The sequence below is a fragment of the Candidatus Omnitrophota bacterium genome (assembly GCA_016209275.1).
In the GTDB taxonomy this organism is placed as follows: domain Bacteria; phylum Omnitrophota; class Gorgyraeia; order Aquiviventales; family Aquiviventaceae; genus JACQWM01.
On the sequence record JACQWM010000055.1, the window covers coordinates 1 to 23570 of the forward strand.

40 protein-coding genes are annotated in these 23570 nt (G+C 62.3%); all 40 read left to right on the forward strand.

Going from position 1 to position 23570, the window contains the following annotated elements; all coding sequences use genetic code 11:
- On the forward strand, positions 1 to 286 hold a 286-nt coding region (tuf, locus tag HY737_07825; GenBank protein ID MBI4598288.1), incomplete at its 5' end, for an elongation factor Tu.
- 3 nt (positions 287 to 289) lie between these two features.
- Positions 290 to 601, forward strand: a complete 312-nt coding sequence (gene rpsJ, locus HY737_07830; protein MBI4598289.1) for a 30S ribosomal protein S10 — start codon at positions 290 to 292, stop codon at positions 599 to 601.
- Positions 602 to 606: 5 nt separating this feature from the next.
- Positions 607 to 1365, forward strand: coding sequence for a 50S ribosomal protein L3 (gene rplC, locus HY737_07835; protein MBI4598290.1), 759 nt, complete (start codon positions 607 to 609; stop codon positions 1363 to 1365).
- Positions 1362 to 2000 (forward strand): 50S ribosomal protein L4, encoded by a 639-nt coding sequence (gene rplD / locus HY737_07840; GenBank protein ID MBI4598291.1) that lies wholly within the window; start codon positions 1362 to 1364, stop codon positions 1998 to 2000. The genes rplC and rplD overlap by 4 nt, the downstream gene beginning before the upstream one ends.
- On the forward strand, positions 1981 to 2265 hold the full coding sequence (gene rplW, locus HY737_07845) for a 50S ribosomal protein L23 (protein ID MBI4598292.1): 285 nt from the start codon (positions 1981 to 1983) through the stop codon (positions 2263 to 2265). Before rplD ends, rplW begins: the two co-directional genes overlap by 20 nt.
- Entirely contained in the window at positions 2265 to 3095 is an 831-nt protein-coding gene (gene rplB, locus HY737_07850) for a 50S ribosomal protein L2 (GenBank protein MBI4598293.1), read from the forward strand. The genes rplW and rplB overlap by 1 nt, the downstream gene beginning before the upstream one ends.
- 15 nt (positions 3096 to 3110) lie before the next feature.
- On the forward strand, positions 3111 to 3452 hold the full coding sequence (gene rpsS, locus HY737_07855) for a 30S ribosomal protein S19 (protein MBI4598294.1): 342 nt from the start codon (positions 3111 to 3113) through the stop codon (positions 3450 to 3452).
- 12 nt (positions 3453 to 3464) lie between these two features.
- Positions 3465 to 3803 carry a 50S ribosomal protein L22 gene (gene rplV, locus HY737_07860; GenBank protein ID MBI4598295.1) on the forward strand — a complete coding sequence of 113 codons (339 nt, stop codon included), beginning with the start codon at positions 3465 to 3467 and terminating at the stop codon, positions 3801 to 3803.
- 40 nt (positions 3804 to 3843) lie between these two features.
- Entirely contained in the window at positions 3844 to 4566 is a 723-nt protein-coding gene (gene rpsC / locus HY737_07865) for a 30S ribosomal protein S3 (protein MBI4598296.1), read from the forward strand.
- Between the two features lie 8 nt (positions 4567 to 4574).
- Complete coding sequence (rplP, locus tag HY737_07870) at positions 4575 to 4994, forward strand: 50S ribosomal protein L16 (protein MBI4598297.1); 420 nt, start codon at positions 4575 to 4577, stop codon at positions 4992 to 4994.
- Position 4995: 1 nt separating this feature from the next.
- Entirely contained in the window at positions 4996 to 5208 is a 213-nt protein-coding gene (rpmC, locus tag HY737_07875; GenBank protein ID MBI4598298.1) for a 50S ribosomal protein L29, read from the forward strand.
- A gap of 5 nt (positions 5209 to 5213) precedes the next feature.
- Positions 5214 to 5606 carry a 30S ribosomal protein S17 gene (rpsQ, locus tag HY737_07880; protein ID MBI4598299.1) on the forward strand — a complete coding sequence of 131 codons (393 nt, stop codon included), beginning with the start codon at positions 5214 to 5216 and terminating at the stop codon, positions 5604 to 5606.
- Positions 5603 to 5971: a 50S ribosomal protein L14 gene (gene rplN / locus HY737_07885; protein MBI4598300.1), complete on the forward strand. Its 369-nt coding sequence runs from the start codon at positions 5603 to 5605 to the stop codon at positions 5969 to 5971. The genes rpsQ and rplN overlap by 4 nt, the downstream gene beginning before the upstream one ends.
- Positions 5971 to 6285 (forward strand): 50S ribosomal protein L24, encoded by a 315-nt coding sequence (locus HY737_07890; protein ID MBI4598301.1) that lies wholly within the window; start codon positions 5971 to 5973, stop codon positions 6283 to 6285. Before rplN ends, HY737_07890 begins: the two co-directional genes overlap by 1 nt.
- Complete coding sequence (gene rplE, locus HY737_07895) at positions 6285 to 6845, forward strand: 50S ribosomal protein L5 (protein ID MBI4598302.1); 561 nt, start codon at positions 6285 to 6287, stop codon at positions 6843 to 6845. The genes HY737_07890 and rplE overlap by 1 nt, the downstream gene beginning before the upstream one ends.
- Positions 6845 to 7030 carry a type Z 30S ribosomal protein S14 gene (locus tag HY737_07900; protein ID MBI4598303.1) on the forward strand — a complete coding sequence of 62 codons (186 nt, stop codon included), beginning with the start codon at positions 6845 to 6847 and terminating at the stop codon, positions 7028 to 7030. The genes rplE and HY737_07900 overlap by 1 nt, the downstream gene beginning before the upstream one ends.
- A 4-nt stretch (positions 7031 to 7034) precedes the next feature.
- Positions 7035 to 7433: a 30S ribosomal protein S8 gene (rpsH, locus tag HY737_07905; protein MBI4598304.1), complete on the forward strand. Its 399-nt coding sequence runs from the start codon at positions 7035 to 7037 to the stop codon at positions 7431 to 7433.
- 8 nt (positions 7434 to 7441) lie between these two features.
- Positions 7442 to 7999, forward strand: coding sequence for a 50S ribosomal protein L6 (rplF, locus tag HY737_07910; protein MBI4598305.1), 558 nt, complete (start codon positions 7442 to 7444; stop codon positions 7997 to 7999).
- 7 nt (positions 8000 to 8006) lie between these two features.
- Positions 8007 to 8372 (forward strand): 50S ribosomal protein L18, encoded by a 366-nt coding sequence (locus HY737_07915; protein ID MBI4598306.1) that lies wholly within the window; start codon positions 8007 to 8009, stop codon positions 8370 to 8372.
- The gene (gene rpsE / locus HY737_07920; GenBank protein ID MBI4598307.1) at positions 8372 to 8902 is read left to right on the forward strand and encodes a 30S ribosomal protein S5; all 531 of its coding nucleotides are present in this window, start codon (positions 8372 to 8374) and stop codon (positions 8900 to 8902) included. The genes HY737_07915 and rpsE overlap by 1 nt, the downstream gene beginning before the upstream one ends.
- A gap of 11 nt (positions 8903 to 8913) precedes the next feature.
- Positions 8914 to 9369 carry a 50S ribosomal protein L15 gene (gene rplO / locus HY737_07925; protein ID MBI4598308.1) on the forward strand — a complete coding sequence of 152 codons (456 nt, stop codon included), beginning with the start codon at positions 8914 to 8916 and terminating at the stop codon, positions 9367 to 9369.
- Between the two features lie 15 nt (positions 9370 to 9384).
- Positions 9385 to 10743, forward strand: coding sequence for a preprotein translocase subunit SecY (secY, locus tag HY737_07930; protein ID MBI4598309.1), 1359 nt, complete (start codon positions 9385 to 9387; stop codon positions 10741 to 10743).
- A gap of 10 nt (positions 10744 to 10753) precedes the next feature.
- On the forward strand, positions 10754 to 11455 hold the full coding sequence (locus HY737_07935; protein ID MBI4598310.1) for a nucleoside monophosphate kinase: 702 nt from the start codon (positions 10754 to 10756) through the stop codon (positions 11453 to 11455).
- Positions 11424 to 12179 carry a type I methionyl aminopeptidase gene (gene map / locus HY737_07940; GenBank protein ID MBI4598311.1) on the forward strand — a complete coding sequence of 252 codons (756 nt, stop codon included), beginning with the start codon at positions 11424 to 11426 and terminating at the stop codon, positions 12177 to 12179. The genes HY737_07935 and map overlap by 32 nt, the downstream gene beginning before the upstream one ends.
- On the forward strand, positions 12179 to 12397 hold the full coding sequence (gene infA, locus HY737_07945; protein ID MBI4598312.1) for a translation initiation factor IF-1: 219 nt from the start codon (positions 12179 to 12181) through the stop codon (positions 12395 to 12397). Before map ends, infA begins: the two co-directional genes overlap by 1 nt.
- Complete coding sequence (rpmJ, locus tag HY737_07950) at positions 12397 to 12510, forward strand: 50S ribosomal protein L36 (protein ID MBI4598313.1); 114 nt, start codon at positions 12397 to 12399, stop codon at positions 12508 to 12510. The genes infA and rpmJ overlap by 1 nt, the downstream gene beginning before the upstream one ends.
- A 46-nt stretch (positions 12511 to 12556) precedes the next feature.
- Entirely contained in the window at positions 12557 to 12964 is a 408-nt protein-coding gene (gene rpsM, locus HY737_07955) for a 30S ribosomal protein S13 (protein ID MBI4598314.1), read from the forward strand.
- Between the two features lie 58 nt (positions 12965 to 13022).
- Positions 13023 to 13493 carry a 30S ribosomal protein S11 gene (gene rpsK, locus HY737_07960; protein MBI4598315.1) on the forward strand — a complete coding sequence of 157 codons (471 nt, stop codon included), beginning with the start codon at positions 13023 to 13025 and terminating at the stop codon, positions 13491 to 13493.
- A complete protein-coding gene (gene rpsD / locus HY737_07965; GenBank protein ID MBI4598316.1) occupies positions 13493 to 14122 on the forward strand; it encodes a 30S ribosomal protein S4 in 630 nt (209 codons plus the stop codon). Before rpsK ends, rpsD begins: the two co-directional genes overlap by 1 nt.
- Before the next feature lie 15 nt (positions 14123 to 14137).
- A complete protein-coding gene (locus HY737_07970) occupies positions 14138 to 15124 on the forward strand; it encodes a DNA-directed RNA polymerase subunit alpha (protein ID MBI4598317.1) in 987 nt (328 codons plus the stop codon).
- 13 nt (positions 15125 to 15137) lie between these two features.
- On the forward strand, positions 15138 to 15659 hold the full coding sequence (rplQ, locus tag HY737_07975; GenBank protein ID MBI4598318.1) for a 50S ribosomal protein L17: 522 nt from the start codon (positions 15138 to 15140) through the stop codon (positions 15657 to 15659).
- Positions 15632 to 16834 (forward strand): pyridoxal phosphate-dependent aminotransferase, encoded by a 1203-nt coding sequence (locus tag HY737_07980; protein ID MBI4598319.1) that lies wholly within the window; start codon positions 15632 to 15634, stop codon positions 16832 to 16834. The genes rplQ and HY737_07980 overlap by 28 nt, the downstream gene beginning before the upstream one ends.
- Positions 16831 to 17934: an isocitrate/isopropylmalate dehydrogenase family protein gene (locus HY737_07985; protein ID MBI4598320.1), complete on the forward strand. Its 1104-nt coding sequence runs from the start codon at positions 16831 to 16833 to the stop codon at positions 17932 to 17934. Before HY737_07980 ends, HY737_07985 begins: the two co-directional genes overlap by 4 nt.
- Positions 17934 to 18803: a lipoyl synthase gene (gene lipA / locus HY737_07990; GenBank protein MBI4598321.1), complete on the forward strand. Its 870-nt coding sequence runs from the start codon at positions 17934 to 17936 to the stop codon at positions 18801 to 18803. The genes HY737_07985 and lipA overlap by 1 nt, the downstream gene beginning before the upstream one ends.
- A gap of 1 nt (position 18804) precedes the next feature.
- A complete protein-coding gene (locus HY737_07995; protein MBI4598322.1) occupies positions 18805 to 20082 on the forward strand; it encodes an aminotransferase class I/II-fold pyridoxal phosphate-dependent enzyme in 1278 nt (425 codons plus the stop codon).
- A gap of 17 nt (positions 20083 to 20099) precedes the next feature.
- On the forward strand, positions 20100 to 21209 hold the full coding sequence (locus HY737_08000; protein MBI4598323.1) for a hypothetical protein: 1110 nt from the start codon (positions 20100 to 20102) through the stop codon (positions 21207 to 21209).
- On the forward strand, positions 21206 to 22084 hold the full coding sequence (locus HY737_08005) for a lysophospholipid acyltransferase family protein (protein ID MBI4598324.1): 879 nt from the start codon (positions 21206 to 21208) through the stop codon (positions 22082 to 22084). The genes HY737_08000 and HY737_08005 overlap by 4 nt, the downstream gene beginning before the upstream one ends.
- Entirely contained in the window at positions 22081 to 22758 is a 678-nt protein-coding gene (locus tag HY737_08010; protein ID MBI4598325.1) for a glycosyltransferase family 2 protein, read from the forward strand. Before HY737_08005 ends, HY737_08010 begins: the two co-directional genes overlap by 4 nt.
- On the forward strand, positions 22751 to 23392 hold the full coding sequence (locus HY737_08015) for a protein-L-isoaspartate(D-aspartate) O-methyltransferase (GenBank protein MBI4598326.1): 642 nt from the start codon (positions 22751 to 22753) through the stop codon (positions 23390 to 23392). Before HY737_08010 ends, HY737_08015 begins: the two co-directional genes overlap by 8 nt.
- 53 nt (positions 23393 to 23445) lie before the next feature.
- The coding region (gene rpsU, locus HY737_08020; protein ID MBI4598327.1) for a 30S ribosomal protein S21 at positions 23446 to 23570 on the forward strand (125 nt) is incomplete at its 3' end.

The following is a 23570-nucleotide window of genomic DNA, read 5'->3' on the forward strand; positions in this document are numbered from 1 at the left end:
CCCGCACACCACCTTTCACGCCGAAGTCTACTGCCTGACCAAGGAAGAGGGCGGGCGGCACACGGCCTTTGTCCAAGGCTACCGGCCGCAGTTCTACTTCCGCACGACCGACGTCACCGGCAACGTCACCTTGCCTGCCGGCACTGAGATGGTCATGCCGGGGGATAACATCACGGTGACGGTGGAGCTCATCCAGCCCGTGGCGATGGAGAAAGAGCAGCGCTTCGCGATTCGCGAAGGCGGCAAGACCGTGGGGGCCGGGGTGATTACGGAGATCGTGAAATAACCAATGGCACAACCAGCTCCGAGAATTCGAGTTAAATTGAAGGCCTACGACCACCGCGTGCTTGATCTCTCCACCAGAGAGATCATTGAGACGGTGGAGCGAACCGGAGCCAAGATTTCCGGGCCCGTGCCGCTGCCGTCGAAACGCGAGCTCTACACCGTGCTGCGGTCGCCCTTTATTGACAAGAAATCCCGAGAGCAGTTCCAGCTCGTGACGCATAAGCGACTGATTGATATTCTTGAGCCGACATCGAAAACGATTGATGCGCTGCGAAAATTGAACCTGCCCTCCGGCGTGTATGTGGAAGTAAAATAGGGTCAATGATGATTGGTTTACTCGGCAAAAAACTCGGCATGACGCACACCTACGACGAGCATGGCCGCAGAATGGCGGTGACCGCGATCCAGGCCGGACCGTGCACGATTCTGCAGCTCCGCGAACCCGGCAAGCACGGCTACGGCGCAGTGCAGTTGGGCTTTGAGCCGATCGCGGAGACGAAACTCACGAAACCGGCGGCCGGCCAATTCAAGAAACTGCGCCTCGCGCCATTCCGCTATACGCGGGAGCTTCGCCTGCCCGCAGCACAGAGCAACGGCGAGCAGGAGCTCAAAGCCGGCCAGCAGCTGACCGTCGACCTCTTTCAGGAGTATGAGCTGGTGGACATCTCAGGGATCTCCATCGGCAAAGGATTCCAGGGCGGGATGAAGCGCTGGGGATGGCATGGCGGCGGAGAAACGCATGGGTCGATGTCCCATCGAGCGCCTGGTTCCATCGGCTCCACCACCACCCCAGGCCGCGTGTTCCGCGGCCACCACCTCCCCGGCCACATGGGCGATCGGCGCACCACGATCCAGCATGTCCGAATCGTCGGGATCTACCCGGAAAAGAACGTCCTGCTGCTGGAAGGGTCTGTCCCGGGTGCCGACAATGAGCTGATTGCCGTCACGAAATCCATCAAACGGCCCGGCGCGATGAGAAAACCGCAGGCGATCCTCAACATCGTCGATGAGGATGACGAGAATCTCAGCAAAACCGCCAAGGCAGCCAAGAAAAAGCTGCCGACGAAGCCAGCCGCATGAACCTCTCCCTCTTTGACATGCATGGCAAGGAAATCGGCCAACTCGACCTCAACCCAGACCTCTGGGACGGCAAGGTCAACCTCGCGCTGCTCTCGCAGGCGATCGCGATGTATCGCACAAACCAGCGGTTCGGCTTGGCCTCGACGAAGACGCGCAGCGATGTCTCCGGCGGCGGCAAAAAACCGTGGAAACAAAAGCACACCGGCCGCGCGCGCGCCGGATCCACACGGTCGCCCCTGTGGCGCCACGGCGGCTCGGTCTTCGGCCCCCGGCCGCGGAATGCGCATTACCGGCTGCCGCAAGCCATGCGCCGGCAAGCGCTCTTGGAGAGCCTGAAAGGCAAGCTGCGCGATCAGGAATTGGTGGTGATCGACCGCCTGAGCGCCGAGACCCCGAAGACCAAGACGTTCGCCACGCTTGCCAAAACGTTTCAAGCGCCGCGGCGATCGGTGATCGTCCTGCATGAGGCGACTGAAGCGCTCGTCAAATCGCTTCGCAACCTTCGGGTCTTTGAGCTCGCTTCCGCGGCAGCCCTGAATGCGTTTGACGTGCTCAACGCCCACAAAGTGCTCATGACGAAGGCCGCTTTTGATCGCCTGGAGCAGCGAGTCACCCATGACCATAGCGCCAACTGAGATCATCAAGCGCGTCCTGCAGACAGAGAAGGGCACGCGGCTCGCAAAAGACGATCAATATTTGTTGAACGTGGCCGTGAGCGCGAACAAGGTAGAAATCCGCCGAGCCGTCGAAGCGCTCTTTCAGGTGAAGGTTCAACAGGTCAATACGCATATCGGACATGGCAAGTGGCGCCGGCTCTCCACCCGCGCCGGCCGCCGGCCGGACTGGAAGCGCGCAATCGTGACCGTGGGCAAGGGCCAAAAAATTGAAGTGAAAACATAATGGGCATTAAAACACATAAACCAACCACGTCGACGATGCGGTTTCAGGTCACCTCGGACTTCGCCGAGCTGACGACGGATACGCCGTATAAGCCGCTCTTGGAGCCCATGCGAAAGACCGGCGGCCGCAACAACCATGGCCATATCACGAGCCGTTTTATGGGCGGGGGCCATAAGCAGATGTACCGCCGCATCGACTTTTACCGGCGGGATAAAGCCGGCATGCCGGCCAAGGTGCTGACGGTGGAGTACGACCCGAACCGCAGCGCGCGCATCGCGCTCATCGAGTATGAGGATAAGGAGCGGCGCTACATTCTGTGGCCGGATGGGTTGGCGGTCGGCGAGACGATCATGGCCGGCGATGACGCGGACGTCAAAGTGGGCAACGCGCTGCCGCTCTCGCGGATTCCGCCAGGACAAATGATCCACAACATCGAGCTGCAGCAGCGGCATGGCGGCCAGATTGTCCGCTCGGCCGGCTCGGCGGCAACGATCCAAGCCAAAGAGGGCGAGCTGGCGCATGTGAAATTGCCCTCAGGAGAAGTCCGGCTCGTGCATCAGGAGTGCTGGGCGACCATCGGGCAAGTCGGCAACGCCGACCACAAGTCGTTCGTCCTCGGCAAGGCCGGACGTTCCCGATGGCTCGGGCGCAGGCCGCATGTCCGCGGGATTGCCATGAATCCGATCGACCATCCCCATGGCGGCGGCGAAGGCAAGTCCGGCCAGGGCAACCCGCATCCGGTGTCGCCGTGGGGCTGGCACACGAAGGGGCGCAAGACCCGCAACCGGAACAAGTATTCGGCGCGCGTGATTGTCACCAGAAGAACATAACACGGATACATACACATGGGACGCTCAGCTAAGAAGGGGGCCTTTGTCGATGAGCCGCTGCTGCGAAAAATCCAGGTCGCACAGCAGACCCGAGACCGCAAGCCGATCAAGACGTGGTCGCGCCGCTCAACAGTCACACCCGACTTTCTCGGGCTGAACTTTATGGTGCACAATGGCCGCGCGTTTACGCCGGTGTTCGTGACGGAAAACATGGTGGGGCACAAGCTCGGAGAGTTCGCGCCCACGAGAATTTTTAAGAAGCATGGCGGCGTGAAGAAGGCGGTCGCCGGTCCGGTTGGCACTACCGCCACCACGTCCATCGCCGCCCCAGCCGCCGCGGCCGCCGAGAAGAAGTAAGAGAACACATCCATGATTGCACGAGCCGTTGCGAAATACGTCAGAATGACGCCGCGCAAGGCCGGCTACGTCATGGTGCCGCTGCGGCAACGGACGGTGGCGGAAGCGCTCGCCCTGCTGTCGACCGCCAATCGGCGCGCCGCAGGACCCATCGCCAAACTGGTGGCCTCGGCGTTTGCCAATGCCCGGGCGCGCAACCCGGAATTGCAGCCAGAGCACGTCGTCATCACCAAGGCCGTGGCGAACGAAGGGCCGCGATGGAAGCGCTTCCGCGCAGCCGCGTTTGGGCGCGCGGCACGCGTGCTGAAGCGAACGACGCATCTGACGGTTGAGCTTGATAGAAAATCATGATCCAGCAGATAGCACATAGCCGATAGCAGACAGGGGACGCATGGGACATAAAGTCAATCCGCAGTGTTTGCGCTTGAGCATTTCGCGCGGCTGGAACTCGAAGTGGTTTTCGCCGGATAAGAAGCAATTCCGGCAGCAGCTGGGGGAGGACCGGAAGATTCGCGAGCTGCTCCAAAAAGAGCTGGCGTCCGCCGCCGTCTCCCGGGTGATCATCGAGCGCTCCGCGGAACGGGTGCGCATCACCATCCATACGGCGCGGCCCGGGATTCTGATCGGCCGCCGCGGTGAAAGCATCGAACGGATCAAAACCCTCGTGCAGCAGATCATCGGCACGGGACAGCAGCTTGACATCAAATACGTGGAGATCACGAATCCCGCCATCGATGCGCAGCTCGTGGCGGACTCGCTGGCCTTTCAGCTGGAAAAGCGGATCGCGTTCCGCCGGGCGATGAAACGCGCGATTCAGCAAGCGATGGACTCCAAGGATTGCAAGGGGATTAAGGTCGTCTGCGACGGCCGGCTGGCCGGAGCCGAAATGACCCGACGGGAGGTCTATCGGGTCGGGAAGGTGCCGCTCAGCACGCTCCGCTCCAACATTGAGTTCGGTGTTTCGACGGCGCATACCACGGCCGGCTGCATCGGCACGAAAGTCTGGATCTGCCGAGGAGATTTGGTGTCGCTGGAACGCGAGAAGCGCCCGGTACTTCGCGCCCGCTCAGCGATGCCAGAACCGTCGGCCACCTCGACACCGGTCACAACGTAGGCGCTGCCATGTCACTCTTACTGCCAAAACGGATCAAGTATCGCAAGGCGTTCCGCGGCAAGCGGCGCGGAGTCGCCAAGGGGGGCACCGCGCTGGCCTTCGGCGAGTTCGGGCTCAAGGCGCTTGAGAACGGCTGGGTCACGGCGGCGCAAATCGAGGCATGCCGCGTGGCGATCAGCCGCTCGCTCGCCCGCGGCGGCAAATCATGGCTGCGCATCTTCCCGGATAAGCCCTGCACCGTGCACGGCCAGGAAAAACCGATGGGCGCCGGCAAGGGGCTGGTGGATCATTGGGTCGCCGTCGTCAAGCGCGGGCGGATCATGTTTGAAGTGGACGGAATCCCTGAGCCGTTGGCCAAGGCCACCTTCCGGCTGGCTGCCTGCAAATTGCCGATTCGCACCAGTCTCGTGAGCCGAAAGAACGCATAACATGGCCACACCGACGCGGCAGACGATCAAGGATCTGAGGGCGATGTCGACCCCTGACCTTCAGCAACAGCTGCACGCGCTTCGTCAGGAGCTCTGGCAGCAGCGGCTGAAAGCCAAGGCCGGCGCCTTGCAGCAAACGCATCTGATTACGATGACGCGCCGGCAAATCGCCCGGGCCTTCACCGTGTTGCGCGAAACCCGGACACCCGCATGAGCCCAATGACTGAGCCCGCCGCCGCATCCCGTGCCAGCCGGAAAGTCCGCATCGGCACGGTGGTCAGCAACAAGATGAAGAAAACCATCGTCGTGCGTGTGAACCGCCTGGTGAAGCACCCGAAGTACCAGCGGATCATCCGCCAATCGAGCACCTTTAAGGCGCATGACGAAACCAATAGCGCGGCGATCGGCGACTGGGTCAAAATCATGGAAACGCGCCCGCTCTCAAAAGATAAGCGATGGCGCCTCGTGGAAATCGTGCGGCGCGCATCAACCGCTCCGGCGGTGCCGGGCGGCGAAGAAGAACCTGCGGATGACCGCACGAAGACTCCGCAGATGACCGCAGATCAGCAGCCATCTTCATCGCCGTCTGCGGCTCAAGGAATACCGCGATGATTATGGTGCGTTCGCAATTAGAGGTCGCTGATAACTCAGGCGTCAAGAAAGTCTGGGCGATCGGCGTCATCGGGCGCGCCAATAAAAAGAAGGCGGCCATCGGCGATGTGATCACCGGCCACGTGCGCGAGGCCGACCCGGACGCCTTGGCGAAGAAGGGCGAGGTCATTCGCTGCGTGCTGGTGCGGACCAAAGCGCCGATTCGGCGCAACGATGGCACCACGCTGAAGTTCGACACCAACGCGGTGGTCCTCATCGACAATCAGAATAATCCCAAGGGCACGCGCGTCTTCGGCCCGGTGGCGCGCGAGTTGCGCGAGCGCCGATTCATGAAAATCATTTCACTGGCTCCCGAGGTGGTGTGATGTCCCGCATCAGGAAAGGGGATACGGTCACGGTGCTTCGGGGGCGCGACAAGGGCAAACGCGGGAAGATCTTGCGCGTGTTTGGCTCAGCCGATGAGGCGCTGGTTGAGCGGATCAACCTCATGAAGCATTTTGAGCAGAAAAGCCAGCAGAACCCCGCCGGCGGCATCATCGAGCGCGAGGCCCCCTTGCCGCTGTCGGCCCTGGCAATCGTCTGTCAGCGCTGCAACAAGCCATCACGCATCGGCGTCCGCGTCGGCGCTGACGGCATGAAGCAGCGCGTCTGCCACCGGTGCAAGGAAGTGATTCAGTGATGCCGCATGTCCCGCGAATGCTTGAGCGGTACCGCGATGACATTGCGCCCGCGTTGATGAAGCAATTCAAGCGCGACAATATCATGGCCGTGCCTCGACTCCAGAAAATCGTGGTCAACATGGGCTGCGGGGAAGCGGCCCATGACGCGAAAATCCTGGAAAGCGCGCTGAGGGATTTAGGGGCCATCGCCGGGCAAAAACCTTTGGTCACGCGGGCGAAGAAGGCGGTTTCCAACTTCAAGATCCGCGAAGCCGACCCGGTGGGATGCAAAGTGACCCTGCGCCGCGCTCGAATGTACGAGTTTTTGGACCGGCTGGTCCACGTGGCCCTGCCGCGGATCCGCGACTTCCGCGGGCTGAATCCCAAGGGGTTTGACCAGCACGGCAACTACACGTTTGGGGTCAAGGAGCACGTGATCTTTCCGGAAATCCAGGTGGATAAGTCGCCGCAGTCGCTCGGCATGGATATCACGGTGGTGACCACGGCCACGTCGCGGGACGAAGCCTACAGCTTGCTGAAGCATTTCGGCTTTCCGTTCGCCCAGAAGCAGGAGAATTGATGGCAAAAAAAGCGTGGCTTGAGCGGGTCAAACGCGGACCGAAATTTCCGGTTCGCGCCGTCAACCGGTGCAGCCGCTGCGGGCGCCGCCGAGCGTATTACCGCCGGTTCGGGCTCTGCCGGATGTGTTTCCGCGAGATGGCCTGGCGGGGAGAAATTCCAGGCCTCGTGAAAGCGAGCTGGTGAACTGATGGCTGCTGCTGATCCGATTGCCGATGGGTTGACGAAACTCCGCAACGCCTCACGAGCGCGGCATGAGACGGTCGAGGTGCGGGCCTCGAAATTCATGGCGCAAATCCTCGAGGTGCTCAAGCGAGAAGGGTTTATCCGAACCTACAAGGCCATTGGCGACACGCCGCCGCAGCGAGCGCTTCGTGTGTATCTCAAGCACGCCAAGCGCACACCGGCGATCACCCAATTGATCCGCATCTCACGGCCCGGGGTGAGAATTTACCGCCGCTACCCCGAGCTGCCCCGTGTGCTGGGCGGTTTGGGCGCCGTGGTGGTGTCGACCTCTAGGGGTTTGATGACCGAGCGAGAGGCCTATCAGCAGAAGCTCGGCGGCGAAATCGTCTGTTATGTGTGGTGAGCCGTGACATGTCAAGAATTGGCCGCATTCCCATTGCGATTCCCACGGGAGTCAACACCAAACAGGAGGGCGGGCAGCTGCATGTCGAGGGGCCCAAGGGCAAGCTGTCGCTGGCCGTGCCGCCCTCGCTGAAGATCACGCAGGAGGGCCAGCATCTGCGCGTGGCGGTGGCGAGTGCCACGCCGGAGAGCAGCAAGACCCATGGACTCTATCGCGCGCTCATCAATAACATGGTCCAGGGCGCCTCGAGCGGATTTTTGAAGGAGCTGGAAATTGTCGGCGTCGGCTTCCGCGCGCAGCTCGCTGGCAAGCAGCTTTCGCTGACGGTGGGGTTCTCCCATCCGGTCCTCGTGGATATTCCTGCGGGCGTGACGGTCGAAGTGCCGAAACCGACCTCGGTGATCATCAAGGGCGCTGATCGGCAGCAGGTAGGGCAGTTTGCGGCCGACGTCAGGCGGGTGTATCCTCCCGAACCGTATAAGGGCAAGGGCATTAAGTACGCCGGCGAAATCATCCGACGAAAAGCCGGCAAAGCGGCGACCGGATCCGGGGCCAAAGCAGGGTGAGTACGCGATGGGAAAAACAGCACAACGAGTCTTGGGACGGCGCGCTCGGCATCTCCGGTTGCGCAAAAAAGTGGTCGGCCTGCCGGCGCGGCCACGGCTGGCCGTCTTTCGAAGCCATCAGCATCTCTATGCGCAGCTCATCGATGACATGGCTGGCAAGACGCTGCACGGCTGGTCGACGAAAGATGCGCGGCTGAAGGCGCTAAACCGCGGCAGCACCGTCGAGGCGGCGAAGGGGCTCGGCGCGCTGATCGCGCAGGATGCAACCAAACAGGGCATTACCCGGGTGGCGTTTGATCGCGGCGGCTATCTGTTCCACGGGCGCGTGAAGGCCCTGGCTGATGCCGTCCGCTCAGGAGGATTAGCCGTCTAATGGCACGAGCTCCGCAACGCGCTGGTGGCCAAGAAGGTCGCGCACCGAGAGAGGGCCATCAGCTGATGGAAAAGCTGATCAGCGTCAACCGAGTCGCGAAAGTGCATAAGGGGGGCAAGCGCCTCGCCTTCAACGCGCTCGCGATCGTCGGCGACGGCAAGGGCCGCGTGGGGATGGCGCTGGGCAAAGCCAATGAGGCGGCCGATGCGATTCGCAAAGGGTTTCTGATTGCCGCCCGCAGCATGATGACCGTGCCGCTGAGGGACACCACGATTCCCCACGAGGTTATTGGAAAATCGGACGCCTCCAGGGTCTTGCTCAGGCCCGCAAGTCCTGGGACTGGCATCATCGCGGGAGGCCCGGTGCGCGCGGTCTGCGAGGCGGCCGGCATCCGCGATATTCTCACGAAAAGTTTGGGCTCCAACACGCCGTTAAACTTGGTGAAAGCCACGCTGGAAGGGCTCGGCCGGCTGGAGCACCCTGATCACATCCGCGAGCGTCGCCGCTTGGTGTTGGAAGTCACAGAATAACACAAGGAACCATGGACGTTACGACGATACCGTCAATCCGAGGCGCGCGGCACCGCAGAAAGCGCGTGGGGCGAGGCATCGGTTCCGGCCACGGCAAGACCTCCACCCGGGGGCAAAAAGGCCAGCGATCCCGCACCGGCTCGCGCAAACGTCCAGGGTTTGAAGGGGGAAGGAACCCGCTCATCCGCCGGCTGCCGAAGCGCGGCTTTAAGCAAAAAGCCACCGGGCGGCCGCTGCCGCCGGAGATCCTGAATGTGGAGCAGCTCAACCGCGCTCCTGAAGGCGAGCGGCTCACACCGAACCGATTGCGAGAACTGGGGTTGATCGGGCATCTCGGCCGCCGGGTCGTGCTGCTGGGCGATGGGAAGCTTGAGAAACGCGTGGCCATCGCCGTGCACCGGGCGAGCGCTTCGGCGAAGGCGAAGGTGCAGGCTGCAGGCGGAACGATCGAGCTCATTGACAACTAACCTGGTGACCGTCGGATGCGACTACTGAAAGCGCTCGTCAATGCGTGGAGCATCCCGGAGCTGCGGAAGAAGCTGCTCTTCACGATGGCGATGATCGCCATCTATGAAGTCGGCATTTTTATCCCCGTCCCCGGGATCAACGGACGCGAGCTGGGGCGGATTTTCGATCAAATCGCCCAGGCCAGCGGCGGCGGGCTGCTCAATTTGCTGGACATGTTCACCGGAGGCGCGCTCTCGCATGCGACGATCTTCGCGCTGGGCATCATGCCGTACATCAGTGCCACGATCATCGTGGAAACGCTGCTCGCGACGGCGATCCCCCAGCTAGAGAAACTTCGCAAGGAAGGGATCACCGGCTACCGCAAACTGCATCAATACTCGCGATACGCGACCGTCCTCCTCGCCGTGGTGAACTCGTTTATGTACGCCATGCTCCTGGAGAAAGTGATCCCGGGGCAATTTCAGGCGCAGATCGTCCTCTTCCCAGGGATGGGGTTTCGGCTGCTGACGATTCTGACGATGACGGGGGGGATGGCGCTGATCATGTGGCTGGCTGAGCAGATCACCGAGCGCGGCATCGGCAACGGCATGAGCTTGCTGATGACGTGCTCCATCGTCGGCCGCATTCCCCTGGCGATCCGCGACATGTTCCTTCGCCTCGGGCCGGAAGGGTTCAGCCAATCGCCGCTGCAGCCGCTGGCGATGATCGCGATGGGGGCGTTCTTGATCGGCATCGTCGTGGCCGTAATTGTGGTCGAGCAAGGCCAGCGGCGGATCCCGGTGCAATATGCCCGCCGTATCATGGGGCGGCAGTCGTACCAAGCGCAAAGCACCTATTTGCCGCTGAAGGTCAACAGCGGCGGGGTCTTGCCGATCATCTTTGCGGTGTCGCTGCTGTACTTTCCCATTCAGATTGCCGGGTTTGTGCCGCACCTGCAGGGCTTGACGAACTGGTTTTCGCGGACGTCGCTCTTTTTTAATGTGTGTTACGCAGGCTTGATCGTCTTTTTCACCTATTTCAGCACGGCGCTCACCGCGCATCAGTTTCTTGAGGCGTCCGAGCAAATGAAAAAAGTCGGCGCGTTCATTCCCGGCATCCGCCCGGGACAGCCGACCGTGGATTATCTCGATGGCGTCCTCACGCGCGTGACCTTTGTCGCCGCCGTCTACCTCGTGGCCGTGGCGATCTTGCCGGACGTCATCATGGCGCTGATGAAGATCCCGCCGCGGGTCGCGGGATTCTTCGGGGGGACGAGTTTGCTGATTGTCGTTGGCGTCACACTCGACACGATGAAGCAAATCGAGTCGCACTTGCTCATGCGACACTATGAAGGGTTCTTTAAAGCCGGCCGGCTGAAGGGCCGAACCGCGTAGGGGCCGCAACGTGCGACTCGTCTTTTTAGGCCCCCCAGGTGTTGGGAAAGGCTCTTTGGCATCGCTGTGTGAGGCCCGGTTGGGCATCCGCCACATCTCCACCGGAGAAATTTTCCGCCAGGAAATCGCCCAAAAGACTCCGCTGGGCCGACGGGTCGCGGCGCATGTGGCCAACGGGCGCCTGGTCCCCGATGCGTTGGTGGTTCGGGTCATGGCCGCGCATCTTCGCCCGGCCGTGCTTCGCGGGGGATTCGTCCTGGACGGGTTTCCGCGCACGCAGGGGCAAGCCGCGGGGCTTGACCGGGTGCTGCGGCGCCACCGCCATCCGCTGGATGGCGCGGTGTATCTCACCTCGCCGCAGGCGCTGCTCATCAAGCGCCTCTCTGGCCGGCGGGTGTGCAGCCGATGCGGGGCCAATTACCACGTCCGCACGATGAAGCCGAAGCGGCCCGGGCGGTGCGATCGGTGCGGTGGGGCGCTGATGACGCGCAAAGATGACCAGATCCAGACGATCCGCAAGCGCCTGTCGGTGGTTCGGGCAGCCACGAACCCACTGCTCCGGTATTACCGGCGCAGTGGACTGCTGCATCTCGTGGACGGCCGCGGGCATATTGACACGGTCTTTCGGCGCGCGATGAACCTGTTTCGACAGCAGCGCTGGGCTTCTGGCAGCGGCAGAGATGATCGAACTCAAAAACGCCCAAGAAATTGAGCAGATGCGAACGGCAGGACGGGTTGTCGCGGGAATGCTCCAGCGGCTTGCGGCCATGGTCGCGCCGGGTCTGAAAACCAAGCGCTTGGATGCGGAAGCCGCGCGGTTCTTGGAGGCGCATCATGCGGCCCCGGCGTTTTTAGGCTATCGAGGGTTTCCGGCGACGGTCTGCGTGTCGATCAATGAAGAAGTCGTCCATGGCATTCCCGGCGATCGAACGCTCCGCGCCGGAGATGTGGTCAGCATTGACGCGGGCGCCGTGGTTGAGGGGTTCTACGCGGATGCGGCGATTACCGTCGGCGTTGGGGACGTGGCGGCTGACGCGCGCCGGCTGATGGAGACCACCCGGCGCGCCCTCGCCGAGGGCATCGCCCTGGCCAAGGCCGGGCGGCGCGTGTCGGATATCTCTCATGCCGTGCAGCAGGTCGTGGAGCAGCAAGGGTTTGGCGTCGTGAGGGATTTCGTGGGGCACGGCATCGGTCGCGCCCTGCATGAAGACCCGCCGATTCCAAACTTCGGGCCTCCGGATATGGGGCCGCGCCTGGACATCGGCATGGTCTTGGCGATCGAGCCTATGGTGACCATGGGTGGCTTCGATGTGGAAGTCCTGCGGGATGGGTGGACCGCCGTGACGAAAGACCGCTCCTGGGCGGCCCACTTCGAGCATACGGTGGCCATCACGGAGCGCGGCGCGGAAATCCTCACAGCGGTGAATTCGCCCTGATGCCAAAAGAAGAGCTGATCGAAGTGGAAGGCACCGTGATTGAGGCGCTGCCGAACACCATGTTTCGCGTTGAAATCCAAGAAGGCCACGTCGTGTTAGCGCACCTCGGCGGGAAATTGCGGAAGCACTACATTCGCATCCTGCCGGGAGATAAGGTCAAACTGGAGCTCTCTCCGTATGATTTGACTCGGGGACGCATCACCTTTCGGGTGTCGTAATGAAGGTCAGAGCATCGATTCGAAGAATTTGCAGCAAGTGCAAGATTGTCCGGCGGGCCCGCGTCGTCCGGGTGATTTGCACGAATCCGAAGCACAAGCAGCGCCAAGGATAATAATGATTACTCCGTGTAATCACCGTTAGGTCGTTTGAGGAGAAAAATGCCAAGAATACTTGGGGTCGATATTCCGAAGGAAAAGCCGATTGAGGTGTCGCTGATGTCATTGTACGGCGTCGGGCGCCCGCTGGCTCGCAAGGTGGTGGCGATCACCGGCATTGATCCGACGAAGCGCGCCAAGGATTTGACGGATGAGGAGATCTCAAAGCTGGCCCAAGCGGTGTCCGCCCAAGGCAAGATGGAAGGTGATCTGCGCCGCGAGGTAGCGGCCCACATCAAGCGCTTGATTGATATCGGCTCGTATCGCGGCACGCGGCATAAGAAGGGTTTGCCGGTGCGCGGCCAACGGACGCGCACCAATGCGCGCTCCCGTAAAGGCCCGCGACCGCGCGTCGGCGTTCGAAAGAAAGCCCGGGTGACGGCTCCATCGACCGCGCGGGCCGCAACGTGAGAGCAGCGATTCAGTGATTGAGTGAGTGAGTGAGTGAGTGAGAGGAGGCGTAGGGCGTATGCCTGAAGAGCAAGAAGAGAAAACCGTTCCGGCTGAGCCATCGGGCGACGCGGCGAATGCCGCGGCGGCCGCGGGCAAAGCCGGACCGAAGCCGGCCGCGAAGCGCGGGAAAAAGAAACTGCAATCCGCGCAGGGCATCGCGCACATTTTCGCCACGTTCAACAATACGATCATCACCATCACCGATGTCTCCGGCAACGCGATTTGCTGGGCCACGGCTGGGTCGAGCGGATACCATGGATCGCGGAAATCCACGCCCTATGCGGCTCAGATCGCGGCGATGAATGCGGCAAAGAAGGCCTTGGAGCTTGGGCTCAAGGAAGTGGAGGTCTTTGTGAAAGGCCCGGGGCAGGGACGCGAATCGGCGATTCGGGCCCTCTCCCAAGCCGGGCTGACGATCACGGCGATTAAAGACGTCACGCCGATTCCGCACAACGGGTGCCGCGCACCCAAGCGGAGACGCGTCTAATGGCCAGATATACCGGGCCCTCCTGCCGACTCTGCCGGCGCGAAGGCATGAAATTGTTCCTCAAGGGCACCAAGTGCTCAACCCCGAAATGCCCGATGGAAAAACGGTCGTTTCCTCCGGGCCAGCATGGGCAGGCTCGCGTGAAACTCTCCGACTATGGCATCCAATTGCGTGAGAAACAGAAGGTGAAGCGGATGTACGGGGTGCTGGAGCGCCAGTTCCGCCGGTACTTTGGGGTCGCCCGGAAAACCAAAGGCGTCACCGGGCAGATGCTGCTGGAGATGCTGGAGCGGCGGCTTGACAACGTGCTCTACCGCATGGGCTTCGCCGCCTCGCGGCGCGAGGGACGAGCGCTCGTGTCCCATCGCGCGGTGTCGATCAACGGCAAGCTGGTGGACATCCCCTCCTCGCTGGTGGCCATCGGCGATACGGTGCAGATTATCGGCGCGCGCGCCGGCCAGGTCGTCCGCGTGAAGGCGAATCTCGAGCGCACCAAGGATCGCGTGGTCCCCCCGTGGGTGCAGGTGGATGCCGGGCAGCTGAAGGGCATCGTGGTGCGCGCGCCGTCGAAAGACGACATTGGGTTGCCGATTCAGGAGCAGTTGATCGTCGAGTTATATTCGAAATAACCCGGAGGGGTCTGCATGGGCACGTTATGGCGAGATTTTGCAACGCCGAAGAAACTGATCTGCGATGAGGAAACGCTCACCGACACGTACGCGAAGTTCATCGCCGAGCCGTTTGAGCGCGGCTACGGGATGACGATCGGCAACAGCTTGCGCCGGGTGCTCCTCTCGTCCATCGAGGGGGCCGCGGTCACCTCCGTCAAGTTCGACGGGGTGCTGCATGAGTTCAGCACGCTCCCTGGCGTCCAGGAGGATGTGACCCAGATTGTCCTGAACATCAAGCAGTTGGTCCTGCGGGCCCATTCGCGCCAGCCGAAAACGATCGTCATTGAGAAGGACAAGAAGGGTTCCGTGACGGCCGCCGACATCGAAACCGACGACACGGTGGAAATCATCAATCGCGACCACCATCTGTGCACGCTCACCAAGGCGGGGAAATTCCGCATGGAGCTGGAAGTCAGCCGCGGCCGCGGGTATGTCCCGGCCGAAAAAAACAAGAAGGAAGGCCAGGCCATCGGCATCGTCCCCGTAGATGCGCTTTTCTCCCCGGTGACGCGGGTGAATTTCTCCGTTGAGGACACGCGCGTCGGCCAGGTCACGGATTACGATCGCCTACTCTTGGAAGTGTGGACGAACGGCTCGATGAGCCCGAAGGATGCGCTGCTGTATGCCTCGAACATTCTGCAGCGGCATCTGGATCTCTTCGTCAGCTTCGGCAGCCTTCCGGAAGAGCCGGAAGAGGAAGTGCAAACGCCGGTGGATGAGGAGCTGCAAGAGAAGCTCAAGACGCCGATTTCCGAGCTGGAGCTGTCGGTGCGCTCCGCGAATTGCCTGCGCGAAGCCACCATCAAAACCATCGGCGATCTCGTGCAGAAATCGCCGCAGGAGCTGCTCAAGTACCGCAATTTCGGAAAAAAGTCGCTCGTGGAGATCGAAGAACTCCTCAAAGGCATGGGGCTCACGCTCGGGATGAGCCTTGAGCAGCCCAGCACCCAAGAAGGATGATGACAGGCTCAACATGAGGCACGGAAAGCGAAACCAGCGGCTCTCCAAACCGACGGATCAGCGCGAGGCGCTGATCCACGGGATGATGCAGGGGCTGATTATTCACCGCCGAGTGAAGACCACCTACGCCAGGGCCAAGGAAGCGCAGCGCCTGGCGGATCGACTGGTCACGTGGGGCAAGGAGGGCAGCGTGCATTCCCGGCGGCTCGCCTTTCGGATTCTGCAGAACCGCACGCTGGTCAAGCATTTGTTTGCCGATATCGCCCCGGTGTTCGTCGATGTCCAGGGAGGCTACACGAGAGTCACTCGGCTGAATTTCCGACGGGGCGACGGCGCCCAGGAAGCCGTCTTGACGTTTAGCCTTGACGCCGCCCTTCACCAGACGGCTCCTGCCCCGAAGACCAGCGCTGCCGCAGTGGTAGCTCCTGCCGCAGGGCAAGCGCCCGCGTCGCCCGCGGAGCAGGAGACGGAGAAGCCGAAAGGATTTCTTGAGGGGTTGCGTGGCCTATGGACTCGAAAAAAGAAGGGCTTGTAGACGGGCGAGGGCGGATCGCCGAACGCCTTGCGCACATTGAAAGCTCGCCCACCCTCGCGTTGTCGGCAAAAGCCAAAGCGCTGGCCAAGGCCGGCAAACCCGTGCTGGATTTTACCGCCGGGGAACCGGATGGGCCTACGCCTGACCACGTCAAGCGCGCGGCCATTCAGGCGATTGAAGCCAATCACACCCGGTATACGCCCATCGCCGGGATCCCTGAGTTGCGCAGCGCGATTGCCGAAACGCTGAACCGCCAGCATCACACGCGGTACGCCCCGTCCCAAACCGTCGTCTCCTGCGGAGCCAAGCATTCGCTCTACAACATCGTTCAGGCCCTGTGCCAGCCCGGCGATGAGGTTGTGGTGTTCTCTCCGTATTGGGTGAGCTACCCGCCGATGGTGGAGCTGGCCGGAGCCGCACCCGTCATCGTGCCCACGACGGAGCGTGACGGATTTCTCCCTGACCCCCAGCGGATGGCGGGAGCACTCACGCCGGCCACGAAAGCGATCGTCCTGAACAGCCCCAGCAATCCGACCGGGGCGGTCATCGACGACGCCAGGCTGCGCGCCATCGCCAACATCGTGCGCGAGCGCAACCTCATCGTGATCAGCGATGAGATCTATGACCAGCTGGTCTATCCGCCCGCCATCCATCGCTCGCTCGTCGCGGTGGCTCCGGAGCTGGCCGATCACATCATCCTCGTTGGCGGCGTGTCAAAAACCTATAGCATGACCGGTTGGCGGATCGGCTGGGCCGTAGCTCCGCAAGCGCTGGCCGATGCCATGATCAATCTGCAGAGCCATTCGACGTCCAATCCCACGTCTATCAGCCAGTACGCCGCGTTGGCAGCGCTCACCGGTGATCAGCAGCCGCTGGCACAGATGCGCGCCGAGTTTGAGCGGCGGCGGGATCGGATCGTCCAAGGGCTCAATCGGATTCCTGCGCTGCGCTGCGCAGTCCCCGGAGGAGCCTTTTACGCGTGGTGCAACGTCTCCGGCCTTGGCCAATCGGCGGATCGCACCGCCGCAGAATGGCTGGAGCAGGCCTTTGTCGCCGTCGTGCCGGGCGAGGGCTTCGGCGCGCCAGGGTATGTCCGATTCAGCTTCGCGACGTCGATGAAGAACATCGACGAAGGGCTTGAACGGCTGTCCGCCTGGCGCAAAGAGCGCGGATGATGCACCGCGTCACATTTATTCCGGGGGATGGCATCGGTCCTGAGGTCGCTTGGGCGGCTCGACGCTGCCTGGAGGCCACGGGCATCGCCGTTCATTGGGATGAACGTCAGGCAGGTGAGGAGGCCATCAAAGCGTTCAACACCCCGCTGCCGGAGGAGACCCTCAAGTCGATTCAGGACAACCGGCTCGCGCTCAAGGGCCCGATCACGACACCGATTGGCACTGGCTTTCGCTCGGTCAATGTCGCCTTGCGCAAGCAATTGAATCTCTTTGCCTGCGTGCGGCCCTGCCGGACCTACGCCGGCGTGCGCAGCCCGTTTCAGCAGGTGAACATCATCTTGGTGCGTGAAAATACCGAGGATCTGTACGCCGGCATCGAGTTCGCCGCAGGAGAGCCCTACACGCGTCAGCTCATCGCCCAGCTCACCGAGCAATCGAAGCAGCCCATCCAACCGGATGCCGGAATTAGCATCAAGCCGATCTCCACCACCGCTTCGGAGCGCATCATCACCTTCGCCTGCGAGTATGCGCTCTCGCATGGCCGCAAGAAGGTCACCGCGATCCATAAGGCCAACATCATGAAATTCACCGATGGGCTCTTCATGCAGGCCGCGCGGAAGATGGCTCCACGGTACGCAGGGCGCCTCACCATCGAGGATCGGCTGGTCGACGCCACCTGCATGCAGCTCGTGCTGCGGCCGCATGAGTTTGACGTGCTGGTCTTGCCGAATCTCTATGGCGACATCCTCTCCGACTTGTGCGCAGGACTCGTCGGCGGCCTGGGAGTCGCCCCGGGGGCCAACATCGGCGAGGGCATCGCGGTCTTTGAGGCGGTGCATGGGAGCGCCCCGAAATACGCCGGGCTCAACAAGGTGAACCCCGCGGCGATGATTCTCTCCGCCGTGATGATGCTGGACTATCTTGGCGAGCACGACGCGGCCCAGCGGCTCGATGCGGCCGTGGCGGCGGTGCTGAAAGACGGCGCGGCCGTGACGTACGATCTGAAGCCAGAGCGCAATGATCCGACCGCTGTCGGCACGAAAGAAATGACCGAGGCCATCATCGAGAAGCTGAAAACCGTGAACGTGCGCGTGACCTGATGGACATGCGGCAATATCCTGATTGGTTGAAGCAATCATTTTCGCCGAACGGTGTCGCTCGGGACGTCCGATCGCTCGTGAGCGACTTAGGGCTCACCACCGTCTGCGAAAGCGCGTTATGCCCGAACCTCAGCGAATGCTATTCGCAGCGGCAGCTGACGTTCATGATCCTTGGGGAGACGTGCACGCGCCGTTGTCATTTCTGCGCCGTCTCGCATGGGCGTCCACACGCCGTGCCTGCCGATGAGCCGCAGCGGGTGGCAGACGCGGTCCACCGGCTGAACTTGTCGCACGTCGTCATAACATCGGTGGCGCGTGATGACATGCCGGATGAAGGGGCCGGGCATTTCGTTCAGGTGGTCAAGATGGTGCGGCTGCGTAATCCGAACACGACGATTGAGCTACTCGTGCCGGACTTTCACGCTCGGTACCCGCTGATTCAGATGATCATGGATCACGCGCGCCCTGAGGTCTTCGCGCATAACGTCGAAACCATTGAACGGTTGTCGCCGGTCGTTCGGCCCTCGGCCTCGTATTGGCGATCGCTGGAGGTGTTGGGAGTCGCGGCATCACTCGGCACCAAGAGCCTGATCAAGTCCAGCCTGATGGTCGGGCTTGGGGAAACGGCAGAGGAACTGCTCCACACATTTGGTGATCTGCGAGCCGCCGGCGTGACCCATCTGACGATCGGGCAATATCTGCGCCCGGATGCGCAGTCGCTGCCGGTGGCGGAGTATGTCACGCCGGAACAGTTCCGCGCCTATGAACGGTTGGCGTACCAACGCGGGTTCGCGTGGGTGACCTCCGGCCCATTTGTCCGCAGCTCGTATCATGCCATTGACGCCATTTCGGCAAGAGCAGGAGCCTAAGATGCCCGTGCGACGGATGACGCCGATTCGGCGCGTGCAGCAACAATTGAGAGAGCGCACGAAACGAGAGGTGCAGTCCAATAACCGGCGCATCTTTCATGAGGCGAACCGGATGAAGCGGTTGCCGCTCTACCTGTTTACCATCCTCGATGAGCTGAAGGCGCAGGCTGTGGCCCGAGGTGTTGACGTGATTGATCTCGGCATGGGCAATCCCGACCTGCCGCCGCCGAAGCACGTCCTGGATGAGCTGGCGATCCGCGTGCGCGATCCGGAGAACCATCGCTATTCCCGAAAGGATGGCGAAGCGGAGCGCGCGCTGAATGACACCATCGCCGAGTGGTACCACAACAAGTTCCGCGTCACCCTGAATCCGCGCACGGACGTGCTGCCCTTGCTGGGCTCCAAGGAGGGCATTTCACACCTCTCGCTCGCGTTCCTGAACCACGATGATATCGCCCTCGTGCCCAATCCGACCTACCCGGTGCATTTCAACGGTGTCGTCATGGCGGGAGGGATTCTCTACAATCTGCCGATCCACGCTGAGGGGCATTGGCTCCCGGATGTGCACAGCATCCCACGCAGCGTGCTGCGGCAGTCGAAGATGCTGTTCCTCAGCTATCCGCACAATCCCACCACGGCGGTGGCGGATCTGAAATTTTTCAAGGAAGTCATTGCCTGGGCGCGGCAGCACCGCATCATGGTCGTGCATGATTTCGCCTACTCGGATTTCGTGTTCGACGGCGCGCGAGCCCCCAGCCTCTTGGAGGTCGACGGGGCGCGGGATGTCGCGGTGGAATTCCACACGCTGTCCAAATCGTACAGCCTGCCCGGCATGCGGTTAGGATTCGGGGTCGGCAACCCCGATGTGCTGGCCTCCTTGGCCAAGACGAAAAGCTACATCGACTTCGGCATTTTCCGCGCGGTGCAGTGGGCCGCGATCAAAGCGTTGTCAGGGCCTCAGGACTACGTCCATCGGGCCATCGCGGAATACGAGCGCCGGCGCAACGCGTTTGTCCCCGGATTGCAGAAGGTCGGGTGGGACGCGCCGCTGCCGAAGGGCACGTTTTACGTCTGGGCGAAGATCCCGCTGAAATTCAGCGCGCTGACCTCGCTGGAATTCGCCACCCTGTTGGTGCAGGAGGCCGGGGTGGTCGTGGCCCCCGGCAGCGGCTTCGGGGAATACGGCGAAGGGTATGTCCGTTTCGCGCTCGTCGCACCGGTCCCGCGGCTGCAAGACGCCGTCAGGCGAATCGGCCGAGTGCTGAAGATGGAGGATTAGGGACGAGCGGGGCTCCGATGGCCGGCCGACGGGTCTTGTTGATGCATATCACCAACAGCTCGGGCCATCACCGAGCCAGCCTGGCGATCGCGCGCAGCCTGCACGAGCTTGATCCTTCCGCATCGATCGCCCACGTGGATGCCTTCCACTACGCCAGTCCCGTCACTCGCTGGGCGATTCAGCGTTTGTATATTTCGCTCATTCGACACCAACCGGATGTGTGGGAGTATTTGTATGACAATCCCGCCGTGCACCGGCAGGTGAAACTGTTCCGAGCGCTGTTGCATCGCTATCATGCGGTGAAGCTCGAGCAGACGCTGGACTCCGTCCGCCCCGATGCCATTGCCTGCACGCAAGCCTACCCGTGCGGTGTCGTCGCAGATTTCAAAAAGCGGCGCCGTCTGCGCCTGCCGCTGATCGGCGTGCTGACGGATTACGCCCCGCATCTCTATTGGTTCCACGACGCGGTGGATTACTACGTCGTGCCGTCGGAACAGGTGAAGCAACGCTTCGTGGCGCGCGGCATCGAGGCCTCGCGCGTCAAGGTGCTCGGCATCCCCATTGATCCGGGGTTCCTTCAGCCCCATGACCCCGCAGCCGCGGCCCGCCAATTCGGCGTGGAGCTGGGCAAACCCGTCATTCTGATCATGGGGGGCAGCAGCGGCTTCGGCCGCCTGCGCGACGTCTTGCTGCATCTCGACATGCTGCCGCATCCGTGCCAATTCATCGTGCTGACCGGGTTGAATGGCAAACTGCTGGTCTGGACCAAGACGCAGCGATTCCGGCATCGGGTGGTCGCGCTGAGCTACACGCCGGATGTCCCTCGGCTCATGGACATCGCCACGCTGCTTGTCAGCAAACCGGGAGGGTTGACGACCTCCGAAGCCCTGACGAAACGCCTGCCGCTCGTCATCCTCGATCCCATCCCCGGGCAAGAAGCCTATAACGCCCGATACTTGGTCTCTCAGGGGGCCGCCGTCTGGGCCGGCTCCTACGAGACCGTCCGTCAGACCGTGCGGGATCTGCTGGATGAACCGGAGCAGATGGCGGCCATTCGACGGCGGTGCGCCGAATTGGCCCACCCGCAGGCCGCGCGTGACACCGCCCAATTGCTCATGGAACAATGACGCGCCGATACGCCGGCTATTGTCTGCTCCGCTGGATCAGCCGATGGTGTCCTCCAGCGCTCACCTCCTGGATGGCGGATCGCCTGGCGGATGGCCAGTGGCGGTGCTCCGCGGTCGACCGAGAGGCGGTTGAGCAGAATGTGGCCCTCGTCCTTGGCGCATCCAACCCGGCCATTCCCCTCGTGACCCGGAGCATTTTCCGAAACTTCGCGCGCTACCTGGTCGACTTTTTCGCCCTTGAGCGCGGCGCCGCGTTTCAGATCGAAGTCTCCGGAGCCGAGCATCTGCGCGCAGCCCTCGCCAAGGGCCGGGGCGCCATTGCCCTCACCGCGCATGCCGGCAATTGGGAGCTTGCCGGTGTCGCGGTGCGCCGTCTTGGGTTTCCCATCACCGCGGTCGCCTTATCGCATGACGATCCGCGCGTCAACCATCTCTTCAATCAGCTACGGGCGCGCGGCGGGGTGCGCGTCATCCCGCTGGGCGCATCCGGCGCCTGGCGCGAGAGCCTGGCGGTCTTGCGGCGGGGCGAGGTCTTAGGTCTGCTGGGCGATCGGGACTTTACCGGCCATTCCCTCCAAGCGCCATTGCTCGGAGCCGCCACCATGATTCCCAAAGGGCCGCCGATGCTCAGCCTCAGAAGCGGAGCCCCGCTGGTGCCGATTTTTTTGATTCGCGAGGCCCCCTGGGCGTTTCGGCTGCACGTCGAACCGCCGATCTGGCCCAGCGCGAACATGCCTCCTCGCGAAGCCATTCGTCTGCTGACGCGCGCCTATCTGGGGGTGTTTGAGACCTACCTCTCGCGCTGGCCGGACCAGTGGCTCGTCTTCCAGCGAATTGCGAATAACGGATTTCGACCATCGACCTCGCCGCGATGAAAGGGAAGTACTGTGCCGTGATTCCGGCATTTCAGGCTGAGAAGACGATCGGGCGTCTGGTGGGGAATATCAAGAGCGGCGGCCTGGACGTCGTCGTGGTCGATGACGGCTCGCTGGACCAGACGGCGGCGATCGCCTCCAAGGAGGGCGCGTTCGTCATCAGCCATTTGCGCAACCAGGGCAAGGGGGCGGCCTTGCGCACCGGATTTGAGCACGCGCGTCGCGCGGGGTTTGACGGCGTGGTCACCCTGGATAGCGATGGGCAGCATGATCCGGCAGAAATCGCGCGGCTCATCGAGGCCGGCGAGCATCAGCACGCCGGCATGACGATCGGCAATCGGATGATCAATGGCGTGGCGATGCCGCGATCCCGCCGCTGGACGAATCAGCTGATGTCCACGCTCATCTCACACGCCATCCGGCAGCGCATCCCGGATTCCCAATGCGGGTTTCGCTTCATCCGCAAGGAACTGCTCGAGAGCATCCCGCTGCGCGCGCGGCGTTTCGACATCGAAACCGAGCTTGTGCTGGGCGCGGCCGCGGCGCGCTGGAAAATCATCTCGGTGCCGATCCGCAGCATTTACAAGGACGAGGCCAGCTACATCCGGCCGCTGCGCGATGGAATCCGCTTTCTGTGGCTGATCCTCCGTTTCCTCCTCACGCGCCATGTTTGAGGCGCAGCGCTCGCAGATGGTCGACGCGCAATTGCGGGCCCGCGGGATCCATGATGCGCGCGTGCTCGCGGCCTTCCGTCGGGTTCCGCGCCATGACTTTGTCCCCCCTGAAGCGCAGGCGCACGCCTATGAAGATCACCCGCTGCCGATCGGGGCGGGGCAAACCATCAGCCAGCCGTATATCGTGGCCCTGATGACGGAAGCCCTGCGCATCCGCGGGCATGAGCGGGTGCTGGAAATCGGCGCGGGCTCAGGCTATCAAACCGCCATCCTCGCCGAATTGGCCTTGGACGTCTTCGCCGTGGAGCGGCTGCCGGAATTGCTCGCCACCGCCAGCCAGCGACTTTCCGCCCTCGGGTATGCGAATGTGCATCTGACAACCGGCAATGGCTCGCTGGGCTGGCCGGAACACGCGCCGTACGATGCCATCATCGTCACGGCGGCAGCCCCGGACGTGCCGCCGCCGCTGGTGGAGCAACTCGAGGACGGCGGACGCCTCGTGCTGCCGATCGGCCCGGCCGAAAGCCAGATCCTGACGCATATCAAAAAGGAAGGGCATCGCCTCGTCCGCAGGCCGCTCGGCAGCTGCATCTTCGTGCCGCTCCTCGGCGCCTACGGCTGGCCTTCCCTCTAGCGAGCGATTGACACTCATCGCGAGGGTATCTATAATGTTGGTCTGGAGTTATCATGCCACGAGTTGAAGTCAGAGAAGACGAATCGCTTGAGAAGGCGTTACGGCGCTTTAAGCGCATGCTGGAGCGCGAAGGCATCCTCAAGGCGCTGAAGGCTCGGAAACATTATGAGAAGCCCAG